We start from the raw sequence: 20,198 nt of genomic DNA, 5'->3' as shown, positions 1-20,198 counted from the left end.
GGCGGTGCATCTGCGGTGCATCTGCGGTGCATCTGCGGTGCATCTGCGGTGCATCTGCGGTGCATCTGCGGTGCATCTGCGGTGCATCTGCGGTGCTCCGGTTCGTCGCGCCACCGGGTCAGTTCGGGGCGCGGCGGGTCACAGCACGCACTCGGCCTCGATGTAGCGCTCGGCCGGGACGGTCTTGAGGTTCTCCACCGCTTCGGCGAGCGCCACGAGCGTGATCTCGGTGCCGCGCAGGGCGGTCATCATCCCGAAGTCGCCGCGGTGCGCGGCCTCCACGGCGTGCCAGCCGAAGCGTGTGGCGAGCACCCTGTCGTACGCGGTGGGTGTGCCGCCGCGCTGCACATGGCCGAGGATCACCGGGCGGGCTTCCTTGCCCAGGCGCTCCTCGAGTTCGACGGAGAGCTGACGGGCAACGCCGGCGAACCGCTCGTGTCCGTAGATGTCCTTGCCGCCCTCGTCGAACTGCATGGAGCCCTCGCGGGGCTTGGCGCCCTCGGCGACCACGACGATCGCGAACTTCTTGCCCGCGGAGAAGCGCTTGCCGACCAGCTCCGTCAACTCGCCGATGTCGAAGGGCCGCTCGGGGACGACGATGGCGTGCGCACCGGCCGCCATGCCCGAATGCAGCGCGATCCAGCCGGTGTGGCGGCCCATGACCTCGACGATCAGGACGCGCTGGTGCGACTCGGCGGTGGTCTTCAGCCGGTCCAGGGCCTCGGTCGCGACGCCCACGGCGGTATCGAAGCCGAAGGTCACATCAGTCGAGGCGATGTCGTTGTCGATCGTCTTCGGCACGCCGACGATCGGCAGTCCGGCGTCGGACAGCATCCGCGCCGCCTTGAGGGTGCCTTCTCCGCCGATCGGGATGATCGCGTCGAGTCCCAGCTCCGCGACGTGCCCCTTGGCCCGCTCCACGCCGTCACGCAGGTGCGCGGGCTGCACCCGGGACGAGCCGAGGATGGTGCCGCCCCGTGCCAGGATGCCGCCCACGGCATCGAGGTCGAGCTTCCGATAGTCGCCCTCCAGGAGGCCCTTCCATCCGTCGTGGAAGCCGATGACGTCGTCGCCGTGGTCCGCCACGGCGCGGTGCACCACGGAGCGGATGACGGCGTTCAGACCGGGGCAGTCGCCGCCGGATGTGAGCACACCAATGCGCATTGCTCGAAATACCTCTGGGAACGTCTGGTGCCGGCGGCCGGACCCCCTCGTCCGGCTGGACTCGCTCAACTCTACAAGCGGCAGCAACCTTATCGGCGCGCGGCGGGGCACGCGCACTCCGTCCACCAGGCGGGACGGAAGCCCATCAGTCGGGACGGCGCGGGACGGACCGTACGTGCGGTCGGCGGCTCGCAGGCAGCAGTGCGCGCGCCCGGACGCTCGTACGCGCCTGTGGCCCGTCGTATGCGCCCGTGGCTCCTCGTACGCGCCGGGGACGCGCGCCCCCGAGAAAGGCGTGCGCCCCGAGAAGGCGTGCGCCCGCAGAACATGATCCGGCGCGCCGGGCCCGCAGTCCTGGCGGCCGGTGTCCCGAGTGACGAACGGGGTGACGAACGGGTCAGGCGGGCTGAGTCGCGGCGGCGATCCGCTCCTGGCGCAGCGCCTCGTACCAGCGGTCGTCGACCGGTGGCAGGGCGTTCACGTCCAGGGCCAGCTTCAGCAGCAGATCCGCGATCTGCGGATTGCGGGCCAGTACGGGGCCGTGCATGTACGTGCCGAAGACGGTGTCGTGGTAGGCGCCCTCGAAGCCGTCGCCGGTGCCGTTGCCGTTGCCGAACCGGACCTTGGCGAAGGGGCGCGCGGTCGGACCGAGGTGCGTGATGCCCTGGTGGTTCTCGAAGCCGGTCAGCGGCGCCAGGTTGAGTTCCGGATCGATGTCCGCCAGGACGTCACCGACGCAGCGGGCACCCTCGCCGCGGGTGCTCACCACGTCCAGCAGTCCGAGACCGGGCTCGCGCTCGCCGAGGTCGTTGATGAACTCGTGGCCCAGGATCTGGTAGCCGGCGCAGACGGAGAAGAGAATCGCGCCGTTGGCGACCGCGCGGTTCAGCCCGCCGTCGCGGCGCAGCCGCTCGGCCGCCAGCCGCTGCGGCCGGTCCTCGCCGCCGCCGATCAGATAGATGTCGCCGGAGGTGGGCAGTGGCTGGTCGGAGCGCACGTCGACACGGGACACCGTCAGGCCCCGCTGCCGGGCCCGCCGCTCCACCACCAGGGCGTTGCCCTGGTCGCCGTACGTGCTCAGCAGGTCGGGGTAGACCCACACCAGGCGCAGACTGGTCTCGCTCATGCTCGCTCGTCCTTGTCCAAGTCTCGTTCGGGTCCGGTCAGTTGCCTACTCGGCGGCGCAGGTCCTGGAACGCCGTGTAGTTGGCGATCGTCTCGATCCGGCCGGGCGGGCAGAGCCGTACGGCCTCGTCGAGGGTGTCGCACACACGGAAGTCGAGGCCCGCGACCTCCAGCCGCACCGCGAGGTCCAGCCTGCGGTCGCCGATGACGCAGATCGGGTGCCCGGCCAGCCGGGTGTAGTCCACGTCCCACAGCCAGGACGTGTCCGTCCCGTCGGCGCCGCGCGCGTTCACCGAGAGGATCACGGGCGTGGGCGGGGGGTCGATCAGCGAGAAGGTCTCGAGCCAGCCGGCCGGGTTCTTCGCCAGCAGCAGCCGCAGTTCTCGGCCCTCGAAGGTGACGACGTCGTAGCGTCCGGCCACCGCCTGCACCTGGTACATGCGCTCCAGCGCCACCTGGGGCGGCACCCCGAAGGTCGCGGCCACGGCGGCGGAGGTCGTGGCGTTCGCCCGGTTCGCCCGCCCCGGAAGCTGGAGGCGGATCGGCCATGCGGAGCCGTGCGGATCCAGGACGTGGTCGCCGTTCAGGGCCCAGGTCGGGACGGGGCGGCGGAAGCCGCAGTCGCCGCACATCCAGTCGTCGCCGGGGCGCTGCAGAACGCCGCCGCAGGACGGGCAGGACCAGGCGTCGTCCTTCCACTCCTGGCCCGCGGCTACCCAGACCACGTTGGGGGAGGACGAGGCGGCCCAGACGACGAGCGGGTCGTCGCAGTTGGCGACGACCGTGGCCTTCGTGCCGGACAGGCCCTCGCGCCACCTCTCGGCCAGCATGCGGGTCTCGGCGGCACGGTCGAGCTGGTCGCGGGAGAGATTGAGCAGGGCGATGGCCTTCGGCGTGACGTCCCCCGCGACCCCGGCCAGGTACTTCTCGTCGACCTCGATCACGCCGTACCGGGCGTCGGAGCCTCCGGCGAGGGCGGAGGTGATGCCCGCGGGCATGTTCGCGCCCAGCGCGTTGGAGACGACCGGGCCGCTCGCCCGGAGCGCCTCGGCGATCAGCCGCGTCGTGGTGGTCTTGCCGTTGGTCGCCGAGACCAGGACGACATCCAGATGCCGGGCCAGGCGGGCCAGGAGGTCGGGGTCGAGCTTGAGGGCCACCCGTCCGCCGATCACCGATCCGCTGCCGCGGCCCGCCGCCCGTGAGACTGCCGCTGCGGCTCTGCCGGCCGTCACGGCCAGCTTGGCCCGCGGGGACAGCGGCTCCGAGTTGTCCGTCATCGTCCTGGTTCCTCCTTGCATCCGGTGCCGCGCCCGCCCCCGGTCCGTCGGTGGAACGCCCCCCGCGCCGATTCGCCGACCGGGAGGCTCCGTTCGGGGATCAGCCTATCGAGATCCGCCCTCGGGCCCGAACCACAACCCCGCGCCCGACCTGCCGGTCCCGCCCGGGACCGTACGCTTGGCCCGTGCGACACAGTGTCATTCCCGGCAGTTCCGGACTCGTACGGCCCATGCGGCTGCTCGGGGATCCGGTGCTGCACGCCCCCTGCGGGGAGATCACCGCCTTCGACGGGGCGCTCGCCCAGCTCGTCGAGGACCTGTTCGCGACCATGTACGCCGCCCAGGGGGTGGGCCTCGCGGCGAACCAGGTCGGGCTGCCGCTGCGGGTGTTCGTCTACGACTGTCCCGACGACGAGGACCGCCGCCATCTCGGGCACGTGGTGAACCCGCGGCTCGTCGAGACCGGCGGCGTGACCCTCAGGGGGCCGGAGGGATGCCTGTCCCTCCCCGGTGTCGAGGCGGGGACGCGGCGCTTCGACCGGGCCGTGGTCGAGGGGTTCGACCGTACGGGTGCGCCGGTCCGTATCGAGGGCACCGGCTTCTTCGCGCGCTGCCTGCAGCACGAGACGGACCATCTGGACGGGAAGGTCTACACCGACCGCCTGACCGGGCTGCGCAGGCGCCGGGCGCTGCGGGCGGCACGGCGTGCACCGTGGGCGGGGCAGGCCTCGGCGTCGTAGGCCGGTCTCGGGGGCTGGGGCGGGGAGCGCGGACGCGCGACTCGTAGGCCATGCACCGCAACGGCGCCGCTTGGTGGGCAGCGGCTCGCCGCACGGGCGCTCCGCCTCGGAAGCGGAGGCTCAGGAAGCGGGGGCCTCGGAAGGCTCCGCCTCGGAAGGCGGGCCCCGGAAGATTCCGTCTCGGAAGGTGGGGCTTCGGAAGCGGGGGCCTCAGAAGCCGGGCCCGCCCACGCGGTCGCCCGCCGCAGCCAGCCGGCCCCACAGCAGATCGGCCAGATGACGCACCAACTGGGCGCGGGAGCAGGGGCGTTCGCGCAGCCACCAGTCGCCCGCCGCGTGCATCATGCCGACGATGCCGTGGCCCCAGACCCGCGCCAGCTCGTCGCTGCCGGGGCCGAGGTCGACCCGCTCCGCGATGACCTGCGCCAGTTCCTCTCCCATGCGGCGCAGCAGCGGCGCGGAGTGGCGGCCGACGTCGAAGCCCTGCTCGCCGGTCTGGGCGTCGTCCGACGGGTGCATCAGGAAGCGGTAGACCTGGGGGCGGGCCTCGATGGCGGAGAGATAGGTGTCGAGAGTCCGCTCCACCCGGTCCCGGCGGTCGGACGGCGCGTCGAGAGCGGCGCGGAGTCCGGCGAGCAGGGCGTCCGTGTGCCGTACGGCGAGGGCGCGGTAGAGCCCGCCTTTGTCGCCGAAGTGGCGGTAGAGGATCGGCTTGGTGATGCCGGCCTCGGCGGCGATGGCGTTCATGGACGCTCCGGGTCCGTCGCGCAGCACCACACGGTCCGCGGCCTCCAGCAGTTCCTTGCGGCGCCGCTCCGCTGCGCGCTGCTGGTCTTCCCGCTGACTGGTCTCCATGAGGTGTCTCCCCGCCCGTGCGCGTGCTCGTGCCCGCAACGTAACACCTGGCCAGGTGCGCGAACTGATCGGGAGCGAGGAGTTGACAGTGCTTACTGACCGGTAACAGACTGTGGTTACCGCAAGTAACTCGCAGGTGGAGGGGCAATGGCTGAGTTCAGGCTCGAACTCGACGACGAGCAGAAGGCGGTCCGGGACTGGGTCCACGGCTTTGCCGCGGATGTGATGCGCCCGGCCGCGGCCGAGTGGGACGAACGCGAAGAGACCCCCTGGCCCGTCATCCAGGAAGCCGCCAAGATCGGCCTGTACTCCCTCGACTTCTACGCCCAGCAGTACTTCGACCCCACCGGCCTCGGCATCCCCATGGCCATGGAGGAGCTGTTCTGGGGCGACGCGGGCATCGGCCTGTCCATCGTGGGCACCGGACTCGCGGCCGTCGGCGTGCTGGCCAACGGCACCGAGGAACAGATCGGCACCTGGATCCCGCAGATGTACGGCGACCCGGACGACGTCAAGGTCGCGGCCTTCTGCTCCTCCGAGCCCGACGCCGGATCCGATGTGGCCTCCATGCGCACTCGCGCCGTCTACGACGAGGCCAAGGACGAGTGGGTGCTCAACGGCACCAAGACCTGGGCGACCAACGGCGGAATCGCCAACGTCCACGTCGTGGTGGCGGTCGTCGACCCGGACCTGGGGTCCAAGGGGCACGCCTCGTTCATCGTCCCGCCGGAGACCCCCGGTCTCTCCCAGGGGCAGAAATTCAAGAAGCACGGCATCCGCGCCTCCCACACGGCCGAGGTCGTCCTCGAGGACGTACGGGTCCCGGGGGGCTGTCTGCTGGGTGGCAAGGACGAGCTCGACGAGCGGCTCGCGCGCGCCCGCGAACGCGTGAAGTCCGGCGGCGAGCGTCTGAAGAATGCGGCGATGGCCACCTTCGAGGCCTCCCGGCCCGCGGTGGGCGCCATGGCGGTGGGCACGGCCCGCGCCGCATACGAGGAGGCCCTCGAATACGCCAAGACCCGGACCCAGTTCGGGCGCCCCATCATCGACAACCAGGGCGTCGCCTTCCAGCTCGCCGACATGCGCACCCAGATCGACGCCGCCCGCCTGTTGGTGTGGCGGGCATCCTGGATGGCGACCACCGGCCAGCCGTTCACGGCGGCCGAGGGCTCGATGTCGAAGCTGTTCGCGAGCGAGACGGCGAAGAAGGTCACCGCGCAGGCCTTGCAGATCCTGGGCGGCAATGGCTTCACACGGGAGTACCCGGTGGAGCGTATGCACCGGGATGCTGCGATTTACACCATTTTTGAAGGGACGAGCGAGATCCAGCGTCTGGTGATTGCCCGCACCCTCTCGGGAATGCCCATCCGCTGAACCGGCGCCGGTCGCGCCGAGGGGCCACCGCCCAGGGCCCGACCGTCACCTGGGCGGGCGGCCGTACGTGTACGGGGCCGGGTTCGTGAACCGGGACCTGGGCGGCCGGACGGTCAGGCCCTGGGCGGCGGGGCGTCCGCGTACGGGTTCGCCGGCCGGGCGGCGTGCCGTACGCCGTCAGCGTCCAGTGCCGCTGTGGCGGACGGCGTCCCGATCGCGCCCACTGGGTGCCAAGTGCCGGTGACGGTGACCCAGGAGTCGGCGGGCGGGGGAGGGGCGCCGAACACGCGGACCTTGACCGCCTGGGAATCCGCGGCGCAGCAGCTCAGCGACAGGCGGGTCAGGTACCAGCCACCACCCTGCCCCGGGGTGACGAATCCGGTCATCGCGACCGTACGGCCGTCAAGGCTCCGGGAGCCGTCCCTGCGGGCGCGCGAGCTGAAGTCCGACAGCGGCATCACCAGGGGTGAGGTGTCGGGCAGCCGGGCGAAGCTGGACCCCCTCGAAGCCGTCGCCGTATCGCCGTCCCGTGCCGCGGTGTACGAGCCGAGCGCGGGAGGCGTGAAGAAGAGCAGGCTGATGGCGGGGAAGAACAACAGCCAGGCGACCTTGGGGCCACGGCTGTGGTCGTGCCCGTGTTCATGCCTGCTTTCGCGCGCCTGCCCGCCGTCGTGTCCGTGGCTGTCTTCGTGCGCCTGTCCGCCGTCGTGTCCGTGGCTGTCTTCGCGCGCCTGTCCGCCGTCGTGTCCGTGGCTGCCTTCGTGCCCGTGCCCGCCTTCGCGCCCGTGCCCGCGTTCCTGTCCGTGGTCCGCTCGCGCGGGTCCTGCAGCCGCTCGAACGGCAGGCTCGGCGGTGGGCTTGGCGAAGGTGGTGGGTCTGGCGAAGGGGAAGCCGTCCCGCGCCGCGCCCACCATGCCCAGGGCGACCAGCAGCACGCCCGAGACGATCAGCGGCGGCCGCAGCCCCTCCTTCACGTACCGCAGATACACGTCGCTGAGGAGCGCGATGTGCAACAGCCCGGCGCCCGAAAGCAGAAGCAGAAGAATCTGGACATTGCGCCTCATAGCATCAACCACCCGACCAGAGCGCTGCAGGCGACGGCCATCAGTGCGGTCGCCGCCGGGAACCGGACGGCGAAGCCGCGTCCGAAGGTGCCCGACTGCAGGGCGATGAGCTTCACGTCCACCATCGGCCCGACGACCATGAACGCCAGCCGTGCGGTGGGGGAGAAGCCGGTGAGGGAGGCGGCGACGAAGGCGTCCGCCTCCGAGCAGACGGCGAGCACGATCGCCAGTGCGGCGAGGAAGGCCACCGAGAGCCAGGGCGATCCGGTGAAGGTGTCCAGGACCGAGCGTGGGACGGCGACGTTGAACGTCGCCGCCGCCATCGCCCCCAGCACCAGAAACCCGCCGGCGTGCAGGAGGTCGTGCTGGAAGCCCAGCCGGAACTCCTCCCACCGGCTGTGGCCAGGGCTGTGTCCCGTGCGGTGGGCCGGCAGCCGCAGCCACTCCTCCCGTCCGAGGCGGATCCACAGCCAGCCCATCGCGGCCGAGGTGACCAGCGAGGCGAGCAGCCTGGCCGCCACCATCCCGGGCGCGCCGGGAAAGGCGACGGCCGTGGACGCGAGCACGATCGGGTTCACAGCGGGGGCCGAGAGGAGGAAGGCGAACGCGGCCGCGGGCGTGACTCCACGCCGGATCAGGCTTCCCGCCACCGGTACGGACGCGCACTCGCACCCCGGCAGGACGACTCCGGCTGCGCTGGCCACGGGGACCGCGAGCGCCGGCCGCTTCGGCAGCGCCCGGGTGAGGGCCCGCGCGGGCACGAACGCGTTGATGGCCCCTGAGATGACCGTGCCGAGCAGCAGGAACGGCAGGGCCTGCACCACGATCGCGACGCAGACCGTACGCCAGGCGCCGACGGCGCCGGGGTCGGGCTGCCCGATCGCGCCGGTGACGACCGCGGCCGCGAGGGCGAGTCCGAGCCCCAGGACGGTGACGATCGGCCACGGGAGCCGGCGAGGGCTTGTGCGACCCGGGGCCTCGGGTGTGGTCCTCGCACCGGCTGCATGCGGCACCGGAGCGCGGGGGCCCGTCAACTCGTCCGTTCTCTGCACTGCGACTCCGCACGTTCCGCGATCGGGGCTGCTCACGATATGCGCGAATGGGGCGGGTGCCGGGAAACGCCTCGGGTGCTTGGTCCAGAATCATCCGTTTCGCCGGATAGCCTCCGATGCGTCAAAGGGTCGTTTCATGTCCGCAATGCAGCAAAGGCGAATTCAACCCATAAAACGGACAATTGGCTGCCCGGTGACCCATCTCACAGATGCCTCGCCGTGAATGTGACCTCGCGCACTCGAAGAGGCCAAATTCCTTCGACTTGGTTACCCCCTGCCCTCCGTGAGAGTCGTTCGGTAGTAATCGCCTTTGCTGTGGGGCAAGGATCGGCAGCGTAGCGTGACCCAAATGCAAGTCGATCTGTCCCCCGGCGATTCAGACAATTGCAGGGCACTTGTGGCGAAGAAATGAATGTGTTTATTTTTCCGCTGCCTGTCCACGGAAAGGGCGGGCGCCCATCTGCCGGAGCGCCGAGTCCTGCCGCCGGTGGGGGGAGAAACGACAACGCACCCACGGCAGGAGCGGGGGAACCAAGGTAAGTGCCGTACCGCGATCGGCGTGGTCCGGCTAGGGGTGAAGACGTGCCGCAGCGCTCATAGCGCTCAGGGCGCGGCCGGGCAACTCCAGCCCGAACCCGACAGCTCACCTCGCAGGCGTAGGAGAGGAAGCACCCTATGTCTGCACGCGGACGTCACCGCCGCTTCAAGCCCAATCGGATTACTCGCGCCACGTTCGTCGCCGCCGCTGGCGGTGCCGGTATCGGCCTGTCCTTCGTCGGCGCGGGCAGCGCGAACGCCGCTTCGGTCAGCACCTGGGACAAGGTCGCCGAGTGCGAGAGCAACGGCAACTGGAGCATCAACACCGGCAATGGCTTCTTCGGAGGCCTGCAGTTCACCCAGAGCACGTGGGACGCCTTCGGCGGCGCCAAGTACGCCGACCGCGCCGACCACGCGACCAAGGCCGAGCAGATAGCCGTCGCCGAGAAGGTGCTCGAGGGCCAGGGCCCCGGCGCCTGGCCGGTCTGCGGCCCCAAGGCCGGTCTGGCCAAGGGTGGTCCGGCCCCCGAGGCCCCCGCCACCGGTGGGAAGGCCGAGACCAAGGCCGCCCCCGCCAAGGACCGCGCCGACCGCGACGACAAGCGCCACGGCAAGACCGAGGCGTACACGGTCGTCAAGGGCGACTCGCTCTACAAGATCGCCACGTCCAAGCAGATCGACGGTGGCTGGAAGCGCGTCTACCAGGACAACCGCCAGGTCGTCGGCGAGAACCCGAACCTGATCCACCCGGGCCAGAAGCTCAGCCTCGGCGGCGGTAAGGCCGAGGCCGGGCAGAAGCACGAGGGCTGGAAGAAGCAGGGCTCGAAGCACGCCGCGCCCAAGGCCCCGAAGCCGACCGCCAGGCCGGCCGCCAAGCCCGCCGCCGGCAAGAGCGCCGACGGCTTCAGCGCCCCGGTGGACAACCTCACGCTCGGCACCCCGTACCACCAGGCGGGCTCCGCCTGGTCCAGCGGCTACCACACGGGCGCGGACTTCCCCGTGCCCACGGGTACGACGGTGAAGTCGATCGGCGCCGGTGAGGTCGTGTCCGCGGGCTGGGGCGGCTCGTACGGCAACCAGGTCGTCATCCGCCACGCGGACGGCAAGTACAGCCAGTACGCCCACCTGTCCTCGCTGTCCGTCTCGGCGGGTCAGTCCGTGACCGGCGGCCATCAGATCGGCCTGTCCGGCTCCACGGGCAACTCCTCCGGTCCGCACCTCCACTTCGAGGTCCGCACCGGCCCGGACTACGGCTCGGACATCGACCCGGTCGCCTACCTGCGTGACCACGGCGTCAAGATCTGACGCTCGTACGACTCGAACGGCTACGGAGTCTTCCCTCCTGACTCGATGAGGTGCCGGTTCCCCGTGACGACGGGGGACCGGCACCTCGCTTCTGTTGCGCGGCTTCTGTTGAGTCGCCTTGGTCGTGTCGCCCTTGGACGTGTCGCCGCGACCGGGACGGCGGCTACGCGCCGCGCTGTCCGGGAGCGGTCACGCGCCCCGGCACAACGCCCGGATCATCCCGGAGTGTTCCGGGTAGCGCGCGGCCAGTTCGTCCGCGTCGCCGCCCTCGTAGTCGGAGGGGAGGAAGCCCGGGGCGAGGGTGCATCCGATGAGCGCGTGGCTGCCGCCGGCGCGCACCCGGGCACCCATCCACGTACCGCCCGGGACGGTGAACTGGACGTGCTGACCGGCCATGACGTCCTGGCCGAGCGGCTCGACCCGCGATGCGCCGCCGGGCTCGAGGAGCAGCAGCTCCACCGGATCCCCCAGGTAGAAGTGCCAGACCTCGTCGCGGGGCAGCCGGTGCATGGCCGAGAAGAGATCGCTTTTGGCCGCCATCAGGAAGAGGATCGCCGTACCCGAGGGATGTCCGCCGGGTTCTCCCGGGCCCGCCCATGTCTGTCGGAAGAGACCGCCTTCCAGGGGCAGTGGCTCCAGGCCGTAGAGAGCGGTGAGTTCGGCGACCGAAGGGACGGGATTCGGCATGGGTTCCTCCGCAATTGTTGTCCGTGTCCTGTCCAGTAAAACGGAAGTGACTATTCATGGCTGTGGCATGACAGCGATTCCGTCCAGCGTTCCGGATTCCGATCTTCCAGTAAACGAGGCTCTCTTGTGGCCCATGGAATACCCGCCTTAATCTTGGCGCGCCCCGCAGCTGGAGAGGAAAACGCCCATGCCCGCACACGGCCGTCATCGCAGGTACCAGCCGAACCGCATCTCGCAGGCATCTCTCACGGTCACCGCAGGCGGCGCGGGGATAGCCCTGCCGTTAGTCGGCGTCCCAAGTGCCGAGGCCGCGCCCGTCGACACCTGGGACAAGGTCGCGGAGTGCGAGAGCACCGGCGACTGGAGCATCAACACCGGCAACGGCTTTTACGGCGGGCTGCAGTTCACCCAATCCACGTGGGAGGAGTACGGCGGTACGGCCTACGCGCCGCGCGCCGACCTCGCCACGAAGGACCAGCAGATCGCCGTGGCCGAGAAGGTCCGCTTCGGACAGGGGCCCGGGGCCTGGCCCGCCTGCTCGGGCAATGCCGGACTGTCGCGCGGGAGCGAAACCCCGCCCACCACCGCTCATACGGAGCCGCAGGTCTCGCGGATGGCGTCGGCCGAGAGCCGCCCGGACCGCATCAGACCCGAGTCGTACACCGTGGTCAGTGGCGACACCCTCTTCGCCATAGCGCGCGTGCGCGACGTGGACGGCGGCTGGGAGCGGATCTACGAGGACAACCGCCGCGTCATCGGCGACGATCCGGACCTCATCATCCCCGGGCAGAAGCTCGTCATCGGCCGGAAGGCCGGCCCCGCGCAACGGACCGATCAGGCTGGGCAGGCGGAGAAGACCGCGAAGCCGCAGAGGACGGAGCGGCAGGGACAGCAGCCCGGGAAGCAGTCCCGCAAGGCGCATGAGGAGTCCCGGAAGCATCAGTCGCAGGGCACCGAACGCAAGGAACGGACGCAGCGGTCCGAACGGAAGGAACGGACGCAGCGGTCCGAACAGAAGGCGTCGTCGGCCGGGTCCGCCGCCTCCGGCTTCTCCAGCCCGGTCGCGAACACCGCGATCGGCACCCCGTACCACGCCCCCGGATCGAGCTGGTCGAGCGGCTACCACACGGGCGTCGACTTCCCTGTCCCGACAGGCACGGCCGTACGCGCGGTCGCCACCGGGAAGGTGGTGGAGGCAGGGTGGGGCGGCGCCTACGGCTACCAGGTCGTGATCCGGCATGCGGACGGCAAGTACAGCCAGTACGCGCACCTTTCGGCGCTCTCCGTCCGCGCGGGCCAGCCGGTGAACGGCGGGCAGCGCATTGGCAGGTCGGGTTCGACCGGAAACGTCACCGGTCCGCACCTGCACTTCGAAGTGCGGACCGGGCCCGGCTACGGCTCGGACGCCGACCCGCTGGCGTATCTGCGTGCCAGGGGCATCAGCATCTGAGGCGCCCGGGACCAGCGGGCCGTTCACCGGAGCTCATCCACCGCCGGGCGGGTGGTGCGCGGATACGCCTCCAACGGGTGTCGTCGCACGTGTCCATCCGTCCCCGCTGCACGACGTGACCGACCGGCCGTGGTGCCCGACCGAGAACGCAGGGACGTCGGACGCGCCCGGGGTTCGAGCTGTGTGGATGCCTGCACCCGCTCGCCCTCCCCGACAGCGCGAGCTCGCCGTAGTCACGCCACTCGGCCGTGATGTCCGGGAGCTCCCGCGTTGCGATGGCCGGTGTCGCTGCGCCGCTCCCCCGTAGCGGCGCAGCGACACCAGCATGGTTGCCTGCCGGCCGTGGGCAACGAGGCCGGGGCGACCCGGGACGGCGGGACGACTCCAGCACCTTGACCTGGTCGAACTTCGATGACCTGGAACGCCGGTGCGGCCCGCGGAGTTGAACACGCGGCACGCACGCGGCACGCACGCGGCACGCACGCGGCACGCACGCGGCACGCACGCGGCACGCACGCGGCACGCACGCGGCACGGGCTCGCTATGTCATGCGGGAGCCGTGTCCCCGGCGGCCTTCCCTCCGCCGGGTCGGGAACATCAGGCCGCCCGGGCGCGGCGGAGGGCCAGTACGGCGTTGTGCCCTCCGAACCCGAAGGAGTTGCTCAGCGCGACATCGCCCGACTCCGGAAGGGGCCGCGGCGCGCCCGTGACCACGTCGAGGCCCAGGGAGTCGTCCGGCTCCTCGCACCCGACCGTGGGCGGCACGACTCCGTGATACAGCGTCAGGACCGCGGCCACCGCCTCCACGCCGCCCGCCGCGCCCTGCAGGTGCCCCATCGCACCCTTCGGCGCGGTGACGGGCATGGCCGGCCGCTCGCCGAACACGGCCCGCAGCGCCAGCGCTTCGGCTGCGTCGCCGCTGCCGGTGGCGGTTGCGTGCGCGTTGACATGCATCACTTCGTCCGGTTTGGCCCCGGCGTCGTCGAGGGCCTTGTGCAGCGCATCGATCACACCGCCGCCGTCGGGGCGCGGTGCGGCCATGTGGAACGCATCGGCCGAGACGCCCCAGCCCGCCGCCTCGCAGTAGATGCGCGCGCCCCGTGCGCGGGCGTGGTCCTCGGACTCCAGGATCAGCAGCCCCGCGCCTTCGCCGACCACGAAACCGTCCCGTGCGGTGTCGAAGGGGCGCGACGCCTTCTCGGGGCCGTCCGTCCCGGGGGAGAGGGCCCGCATGGAAGCGAAGGACGCCATGATGGCCGGAATGATCACGGCCTCCGTGCCGCCCGCGACCACCACATCGGCGTGTCCGTCCCGTATGCGGTCGATGGCCTGACCGATGGCCTCCGTTCCCGAGGCGCACGCGCTCACGACCGTACGGGCCTCGGCGCGCGCCCCCGTGTCGATCGCCACCTGCGCCGCGGCTCCGCTGGGCACGATCATCGGCGCGGTGTGCGGGGAGACATGACGCGGGCCGCGGTCCGCCAGGGTGCGGTCGGCGTCGACCAGCACCGGCGCGCCGCCGATGATGGTGCCGATGGAGACGCCCACGCGCCGGGCATCGAGCGTCCCCTCGGTCACCTCGTCCTGCTGGAAACCCGCGTCCGCCCATGCCTCGCGGGCGGCCAGCACCGCGAACTGGGCGCTACGGCTCATGGCCCGGGCCCGTGCGCGTGGCAAGCGCTCGCTCGGTTCTACGGCGGAGGGCGCGGCGATGCCGACCGCCAGGTCCGCGAACTCCTCGCCGTCGAGCCGTCGTACGCCGCTCCGGCCGTCCAGAAGCCCCTGCCAGGTGGCCGCGGCGTCACCGCCGAGCGGGCTGATCGCGCCAACGCCGGTGACGACGACGCGCCGGCCGCCGCGCGGTGGCCGGGGGACCGGGTCGAGCCGACAGACGAGTGCCTGCGGGTCGCGCGCCATGAGCGCCCGCATCTCGTCGTCCGTGAGGGGTGTGCCGCCGTCGCTGTCCTGCTCCGGGGTGCCGGCTCCCGGGCAGTCGGTGCCGGTCTCGGCGTGCCACGCGCCGTCACGGCGTACGAAGTGACGTTCCGCAGCCCGGCTCCGGGCGGCGTCCAGCACCGACATGTGGTCACCGTCATGGAAGTCCACGCCAGGTCCCGTTGGGACGATCAGCGGAACGGACTCCGGGTCGACGCGCTCACCCGCAACCTCGACCGGGCCCGTACGGGGGTGCACCGCGTGGAAGTCGGGGCCTCCGTGGACGGCGCGCAGTGTCAGGCGGACGTGTTCCTCGTCCGCGGGGGAGGCATCGAGTACGGCGAAACGGTTGGCGCCGTCGGCCACGAGCACGTCGCCTGGCACCAGTTCACCACAAGTGCATATGTGGGGATTCTCGTCGAAATTGGACATCTTGGGCAGCTGTCTCACGGTGGCGTCCTCTCGGCTTCCGCGCACGGGGCAGCGGATCGGCAAAGGTGGTGAATTGCCCGCGATCGTAAATTCGCCCTGAGGCGCCGGTAAGTGATGCAGATCCCATTCACCGTGACGAATCAGGTGATGTGGTTCGTTTCACGTTCCAGGTCGTGTTGCGTCCGTACCATCCGCGCTGTCCCCGTGCTCCGGCCGAGGCGCCCGTCCGTCGGTGTCCGGCTGCAGTTCGAGAGCTTCCAGCAGGAACGCCAGATCCTCGGGGTCCTTGGCGTGACCGGCGACCACCCTGCGGGCGGCCCGGCGCCGGCTGCGCCGTTCGGTCGCGGCGCGTTCCGATTCCTTGCACTGCCCCTGGTTCGCCTCGCTGGGGTCGAGGTGGGGCGACGGTCGGCCGGATGGAGGGTTCATCGGACGATCCTCGCGCCGCCCCGAACATCCCCGGTGCAGGGCGCGGCCGAGATCACCGGATCGGCGCAGCGCGGCGCGGGGTGGTTTGGCGTTCAACCGGGCTGGGACCTCGCTCGGCGGGACCGGCGTCCCGGTAAGCGGATCGGCGGTCGTACGGCGGTGAACTCCCCGCGCAACGCTCAGGACCGGGCCTGCTCCAGCCGTTCGCGCTGCGGAACCACCGTGTACTTCGGGTCGCGGGCCGAGGCCAGTCCGGCATGGAAGACCCCGAACCGGGTGCACGCCGAACCCGCCAGCAGTGCCGCACCGCCCACCGCCGCGGCCACCCGGCTCCGCTTCCCCAGCAGGCCGGCGCCGACCGCGCCACCCAGCGTCAGGAGCTCCGCGGCCCGCATCAGCAAGAGCGCCTCGCCCTGCCGATAGGTCTCGCCGATCACGCCGAGGCGGCGCTCGATCAGCCGGATCAGCGCCAGCTCCGCCGCGCCTCCCGCCAGTCCCGACCGCCGGGCCGGACCGGTCTCAGCCGGTGGGGCCAGGACGAGCGCCATGCCCGAAGCGGCCGCCGTCGCCGACGCCGCGAAGAGATAGGGCAGTTCGCGGTGGGCTTCGTGCCATGCGGGGACGGCGGTGTCCGCCGCGAGCACGGCCGTGTACGTCGCCACGCCGGATCCCAGGACCGCCGACGCTGCCGTGGCCACCGCACCCGCCCGCGGCAGCCGCCCCGACAACTCACTGATCACGGCCGCGCCCGCCGCCGGGCCGTAGCCCGCAAGGAGCCATGAGCCCATGCTCATCGGCGAGGTCGGCTTGACGACGCGCAGCATGTTGCCGAATCGCGACGGCTTGCCCAGGTCGTGGACCAGTGCCGCGGCCGAGAGCGACACCGCCGCGAGCGAGGACACCTTCATCCCCCTGCGCAGCGCTCGGCGACCGGTGATATGGGCGCCGGCGGCCATCACCGAACCGGCCCCGGCGAGCCCGCCCAGGAAGAAGTACCCGGCGATGTCCCGGGCCCTCCACGCCGGTTCCTTGATGACCGGCCTGCCGTAGTACGTGGTGAAGTCCGCCCGCGGCACCATCAGTTCTTCCCCGCGACGCCCCCGCCGCCTTCGCTCCTTCCGGCCCTCGGCCCCCGCCCAGCGCCACTCCACCGGCCAGGGAGAGTGCAGTCATGCCCGCGTGCCGCCACATCCGAGGCAGATCCCGGGTGGTCACGACGGGATCCGGCGGCAGCCCGTAGACCTCCGGCTCGTCCAGCAGCAGGAAGAACGCGCCGTCACCGCCGACGCCGTCCTCCGGATCGTGCCCGTAGAGGCGCGCCTCCTCCACGCCCGCCTCGTGCAACTGGTCCACCCGCAGGGCCGCGCGCTCGCGCAGTTCGTCGAGCGGGCCGAACTGAATGGAGTCGGTGGGACATGCCTTGGCGCACGCGGGCTCCTGTCCCGTGCCCAGCCGGTCGTAGCATAGGGTGCACTTGAACGCCCGGCCGTCGCCCTCGCGTTGCTCGATCACACCGTACGGGCACGCCGGTACGCAGTAGCCGCAGCCGTTGCAGATGTCCTCCTGGACGACCACCGTGCCGAACTCTGTGCGGAAGAGCGAGCCTGTGGGGCAGACGTCCAGACAGGCCGCGTGCGTGCAGTGCTTGCACACGTCGGAGGACATCAGCCAGCGCAGCTCGTTCCCGCCCGCGGCCGCGTCCGGCCCTTCGCCGGATGCCGGCGCAGGCTCGCCGCCGGATACCGGCGCAGGCTCTCCGCCCGCGTCCACCGGCCGCAGCTTCACCGCGCTCTGCTCGATGAACGCGACGTGCCGCCAGGTGGAGGCGCCCAGCCCCTCGCTGTTGTCGTACGACATGCCGGTGAAGGACAGCCCGTCCTCGGGAATGGCGTTCCACTCCTTGCACGCCACCTCGCAGGCCTTGCAGCCGATGCACACGGCGGTGTCCGTGAAGAATCCCACCCGCTCGGGGTGATCCGTGTGTCCCGCGTCCCCGGCCGGGTCGGGCTCGGGCCCGGACAGCAGTCCTTCCTGCAGCACGTGTCGCCGCGCCTCGGTCGTCATGTGCGGACCCCCATCCCGGTGTCCTCCGTGATCCCCGCCCGCTCGCGATACTGCGCCAGCAGCCGCGGCAGGTCGGCGCCGCGCGGGCGCCGCCCCGGGCGGATGTCGGCGGTGAGCGCCTTGTCCTCCTGAATGTGCACGTTCGGATCCAGGGCGATCGCGACCAGTTCGTTCGCGGCGTCGCCTCGTGCGAGGCCGCCCGGCCCCCAGTGGAACGGCAGACCGATCTGGTGGACGGTGCGTCCGTGGACGGACAGCGGCGGCACCCGGTCCGTGACCAGGACCCGTGCCTCTACCGCCCCCCGAGCAGTGATCACCGTCGCCCACCCGGCGTTCTCCAGTCCGCGTTCGGCGGCCAGTTGGGGAGAGACCTCGCAGAAGAACTCCGGTTGCAGCTCGGAGAGATAGGGGGACCAGCGGCTCATCCCGCCCGCGGTGAAGTGCTCGGTCAGCCGGTGGGTGGTGACCACGTACGGGTACACCTCGGAGCCCGGCTCGTCCCCGCTCGGGTGGTAGCGATTGCCTTCCCGCGAGAACACCTGCCGCACGGGGGAGCGCGGCTGCCCGGGATACAGCGCGTTGGGGAACGGAGAGTCCTGAGGCTCGTAGTGCGTCGGCATGGGGCCGTCCGTCAGGCCCTCGGGCGCGTACAGCCAGCCCTTCCCGTCCGCCTGCATGATGAACGGGTCGTCGCCGCGCAGCGCATCCGTTCCGGTCGCGCCCGGGCCCGGCCGGTACGAGGGCTCGCGATCGGGCACGAAGTCCGGATTGTCGTGTCCGGTCCAGCGGCCCGCCTGCGCGTCCCACCACACGTAGGCCTTGCGCCGGCTCCACGGGGTTCCGTCGGGTGCCGCCGACGCCCGGTTGTAGAGTATGCGGCGGTTCGCGGGCCAGGACCACGCCCACTCGGCGGCCACCCAGTCCTGTTCGGTGTGGGGCTTGCGGCGCGCCGCCTGGTTGACGCCGTCCGCGTACACACCGCAGTAGATCCAGCAGCCGCACGAGGTGGAGCCGTCGTCCTTCAGCTCGGTGTACGCGCCGAGAGGCGAGCCGTCCGGGCCCCTGCCGTTGATCTCGGCCAGCACGGCTTCCGCGTCCGGCTCCTCCAGCGGGCCCTCGACCGGGTAGTCCCAGGCCAGATCCAGCACCGGCCGGTCCATGGGGTCCGTGGAGCCGAGCAGCTTCTCCCGCACGCGCTGCCCGAGGTGGTACATGAACCACATATCGCTGCGCGCGTCGCCGTCGGGCTCGACCGCCGCGTGGTGCCACTGCAGCCAGCGATTGGTGTTGGTGAACGAGCCGGACTTCTCCGTGTGCGTAGCAGCGGGGAAGAAGAAGACCTCGGTCGCGATGTCCTCCGTCCTCAGCTCGCCGGTCTCGATCTCCGGACCGTCCCGCCACCAGGTCGCCGACTCGATGAGGGAGAAGTCGCGGACGACGAGCCAGTCGAGGTGTGCCATGCCCAGCCGCTGGAGGCGGGTGTTGGCGGAACCGACGGCCGGGTTCTCTCCCATGAGGAAGTAGCCCTTGCAGACGCCGTCGAGCTGGTTCATGACCGTCTCGAACGTGCTGTGCGAGCCGGTCAGACGGGGCAGGTGGTCGAAGCAGCAGTCGTTCTCCGCCGTCGCGGCGTCGCCGTAGTAGGCCTTGAGGAGACTGACGAGGTAGGAGCGCATGGGGGCCCAGAAGCCCTTGTCGGTGCGGCTCGCCGTCACGAACGCGTCCAGGTCTTCGTGCGCGTGCGCATGGGGCATGGGCAGGTAGCCGGGCAACATGTTGAACAGCGTCGGAATGTCGCTGGAGCCCTGGATGCTGGCGTGCTCGCGCAGGGCCTGGATCCCGCCGCCGGATCGTCCGACGTTGCCGAGCAGGAGCTGCAGGATGCTCGCCGTCCGGATGTACTGCGCCCCGACGGAGTGCTGGGTCCAGCCGACGGCGTAGACGAAGGCGCTCGTGCGGTCGCGGCCCGAGCTGGACGTCAGCGCATCGCAGACCTGGAGGAACGTCTCGCGCGGAATGCCGCACACGTCCTCGACCAACTCCGGGGTGTATCGGGCGAAGTGGCGCGCCAGGACCTGGTACACGCACCGCGGGTGCCGGAGGGTCTCGTCGCGCTCCGGCTCCGGCTCTGCCCGCGGGCCGCCGGAGCCGTGGGTCTCGGTATGGCCGGCGGTCGCGCGGCGACCGTGGGCGCGTGAGTCGTCCGCCGCCCCGCTCCGGTCGGAGGGGCCGGGCCCGTCGGGGCCGCCGGAACCGGAAGCGGCATCACCCGGCGAGGCGTCCCCGCCGTTGTTGCCGACCCTTTCGGGCAGAGCCGCCCACGGCTGACGGGCGAGTCGGGATCGCCCTCGATCTGTACGACGCGCTCGTCCTTGACGTAGACGTCCTGACCGCAGCCGACTGCGCAGTACGGGCAGATCGACTTCACCACCCGGTCGGCCGTCCCGGTGCGGGCCGAGAGCCGTTCCGAGCCGGGGGAGCGCGCCGCGGCGCCTCTGCCCAGGAGGTCGCCTCCGGTGAACTGCCGGTACACCGGCCAGCGCTGGAGCCGGCCGCGCACGCTCATGACCAACCTCCGACGCGATTCTGCGCACCTCGCCTACGGACGCGGCGAACGGGTGCCCCGACTGTCGGGCCCTACGCCTGGAAAAGGCGGTACGGGACACGGGTGACTCGTGGGTGCCCCGGGACGGGGGTGGCGAGTTGCG

The 20,198-nt window shown here is 71.3% G+C and carries 14 protein-coding genes, 2 pseudogenes and 1 riboswitch; of the genes and pseudogenes, 4 read left to right on the top strand and 12 right to left on the bottom strand.

The features are described 5' to 3' along the window. Positions 1–138: 138 nt before the first annotated feature. From AB0M26_RS17515 to AB0M26_RS17505, 3 genes are all read right to left on the bottom strand, one after another. Entirely contained in the window at positions 139–1,164 is a 1,026-nt protein-coding gene (locus AB0M26_RS17515; protein WP_365261485.1) for a 6-phosphofructokinase, read from the bottom strand. Positions 1,165–1,561: 397 nt separating this feature from the next. Then, positions 1,562–2,290, bottom strand: coding sequence for a glutamine amidotransferase (locus AB0M26_RS17510; RefSeq protein WP_365261483.1), 729 nt, complete (start codon positions 2,288–2,290; stop codon positions 1,562–1,564). Positions 2,291–2,327: 37 nt separating this feature from the next. Next, entirely contained in the window at positions 2,328–3,566 is a 1,239-nt protein-coding gene (locus AB0M26_RS17505) for a MurT ligase domain-containing protein (protein WP_365261480.1), read from the bottom strand. A 185-nt stretch (positions 3,567–3,751) separates the two neighbouring features. Here AB0M26_RS17505 and def point away from each other — a divergent pair, with 185 nt between their 5' ends. After that, positions 3,752–4,306 (top strand): peptide deformylase, encoded by a 555-nt coding sequence (gene def / locus AB0M26_RS17500; protein ID WP_365261478.1) that lies wholly within the window; start codon positions 3,752–3,754, stop codon positions 4,304–4,306. Between the two features lie 210 nt (positions 4,307–4,516). On the opposite strand, the gene AB0M26_RS17495 is transcribed toward def, so the two are convergent. Then, positions 4,517–5,161 (bottom strand): TetR family transcriptional regulator, encoded by a 645-nt coding sequence (locus AB0M26_RS17495; protein WP_365261475.1) that lies wholly within the window; start codon positions 5,159–5,161, stop codon positions 4,517–4,519. Between the two features lie 147 nt (positions 5,162–5,308). On the opposite strand from AB0M26_RS17495, the gene AB0M26_RS17490 reads away from it, so the two are divergent. Then, entirely contained in the window at positions 5,309–6,535 is a 1,227-nt protein-coding gene (locus AB0M26_RS17490) for an acyl-CoA dehydrogenase family protein (RefSeq protein ID WP_365261472.1), read from the top strand. A gap of 113 nt (positions 6,536–6,648) precedes the next feature. Here the strand turns inward: AB0M26_RS17490 and AB0M26_RS17485 are convergent, their stop codons facing one another. Further along, the gene (locus tag AB0M26_RS17485; RefSeq protein WP_365261470.1) at positions 6,649–7,599 is read right to left on the bottom strand and encodes a TIGR03943 family protein; all 951 of its coding nucleotides are present in this window, start codon (positions 7,597–7,599) and stop codon (positions 6,649–6,651) included. Then, positions 7,596–8,651, bottom strand: a complete 1,056-nt coding sequence (locus AB0M26_RS17480; RefSeq protein ID WP_365261467.1) for a permease — start codon at positions 8,649–8,651, stop codon at positions 7,596–7,598. Before AB0M26_RS17480 ends, AB0M26_RS17485 begins: the two co-directional genes overlap by 4 nt. Positions 8,652–9,149: 498 nt before the next feature. Further along, a riboswitch (cyclic di-AMP (ydaO/yuaA leader) is annotated at positions 9,150–9,321 on the top strand. Between the two features lie 5 nt (positions 9,322–9,326). Here AB0M26_RS17480 and AB0M26_RS17475 point away from each other — a divergent pair. After that, a complete protein-coding gene (locus AB0M26_RS17475) occupies positions 9,327–10,493 on the top strand; it encodes a transglycosylase family protein (protein WP_365261465.1) in 1,167 nt (388 codons plus the stop codon). A gap of 189 nt (positions 10,494–10,682) precedes the next feature. Here the strand turns inward: AB0M26_RS17475 and AB0M26_RS17470 are convergent, their stop codons facing one another. Beyond that, complete coding sequence (locus AB0M26_RS17470; protein ID WP_365261462.1) at positions 10,683–11,180, bottom strand: cupin domain-containing protein; 498 nt, start codon at positions 11,178–11,180, stop codon at positions 10,683–10,685. Between the two features lie 187 nt (positions 11,181–11,367). Between AB0M26_RS17470 and AB0M26_RS17465 the strand changes: the two genes are divergently transcribed. After that, positions 11,368–12,630: a transglycosylase family protein gene (locus tag AB0M26_RS17465; RefSeq protein ID WP_365261459.1), complete on the top strand. Its 1,263-nt coding sequence runs from the start codon at positions 11,368–11,370 to the stop codon at positions 12,628–12,630. A gap of 597 nt (positions 12,631–13,227) precedes the next feature. On the opposite strand, the gene AB0M26_RS17460 is transcribed toward AB0M26_RS17465, so the two are convergent. The 5 genes and pseudogenes from AB0M26_RS17460 to AB0M26_RS17440 all read right to left on the bottom strand — a co-directional run bounded on the left by AB0M26_RS17460 (position 13,228) and on the right by AB0M26_RS17440 (position 20,056). Beyond that, positions 13,228–15,015 carry a beta-ketoacyl-[acyl-carrier-protein] synthase family protein gene (locus AB0M26_RS17460; RefSeq protein WP_365261456.1) on the bottom strand — a complete coding sequence of 596 codons (1,788 nt, stop codon included), beginning with the start codon at positions 15,013–15,015 and terminating at the stop codon, positions 13,228–13,230. A 141-nt stretch (positions 15,016–15,156) separates the two neighbouring features. Beyond that, the gene (locus tag AB0M26_RS17455; RefSeq protein ID WP_365261453.1) at positions 15,157–15,426 is read right to left on the bottom strand and encodes a hypothetical protein; all 270 of its coding nucleotides are present in this window, start codon (positions 15,424–15,426) and stop codon (positions 15,157–15,159) included. A gap of 179 nt (positions 15,427–15,605) precedes the next feature. After that, positions 15,606–16,505: an NrfD/PsrC family molybdoenzyme membrane anchor subunit gene (gene nrfD / locus AB0M26_RS17450; protein WP_365261450.1), complete on the bottom strand. Its 900-nt coding sequence runs from the start codon at positions 16,503–16,505 to the stop codon at positions 15,606–15,608. 67 nt (positions 16,506–16,572) lie between these two features. Then, positions 16,573–17,490 (bottom strand): annotated as a pseudogene (locus tag AB0M26_RS17445) (4Fe-4S dicluster domain-containing protein); the annotation flags it as partial. Continuing rightward, positions 17,487–20,056: pseudogene (locus AB0M26_RS17440) on the bottom strand (molybdopterin dinucleotide binding domain-containing protein). The pseudogenes AB0M26_RS17440 and AB0M26_RS17445, both read right to left, overlap by 4 nt. Between the last annotated feature and the right edge of the window lie 142 nt (positions 20,057–20,198).

It is taken from the genome of Streptomyces sp. NPDC051776 (assembly GCF_040681345.1).
Lineage (GTDB): Bacteria > Actinomycetota > Actinomycetes > Streptomycetales > Streptomycetaceae > Streptomyces.
The sequence above is the reverse complement of the archived record's forward strand: the minus strand, read 5'-3'. Positions and strand labels throughout refer to the sequence as shown.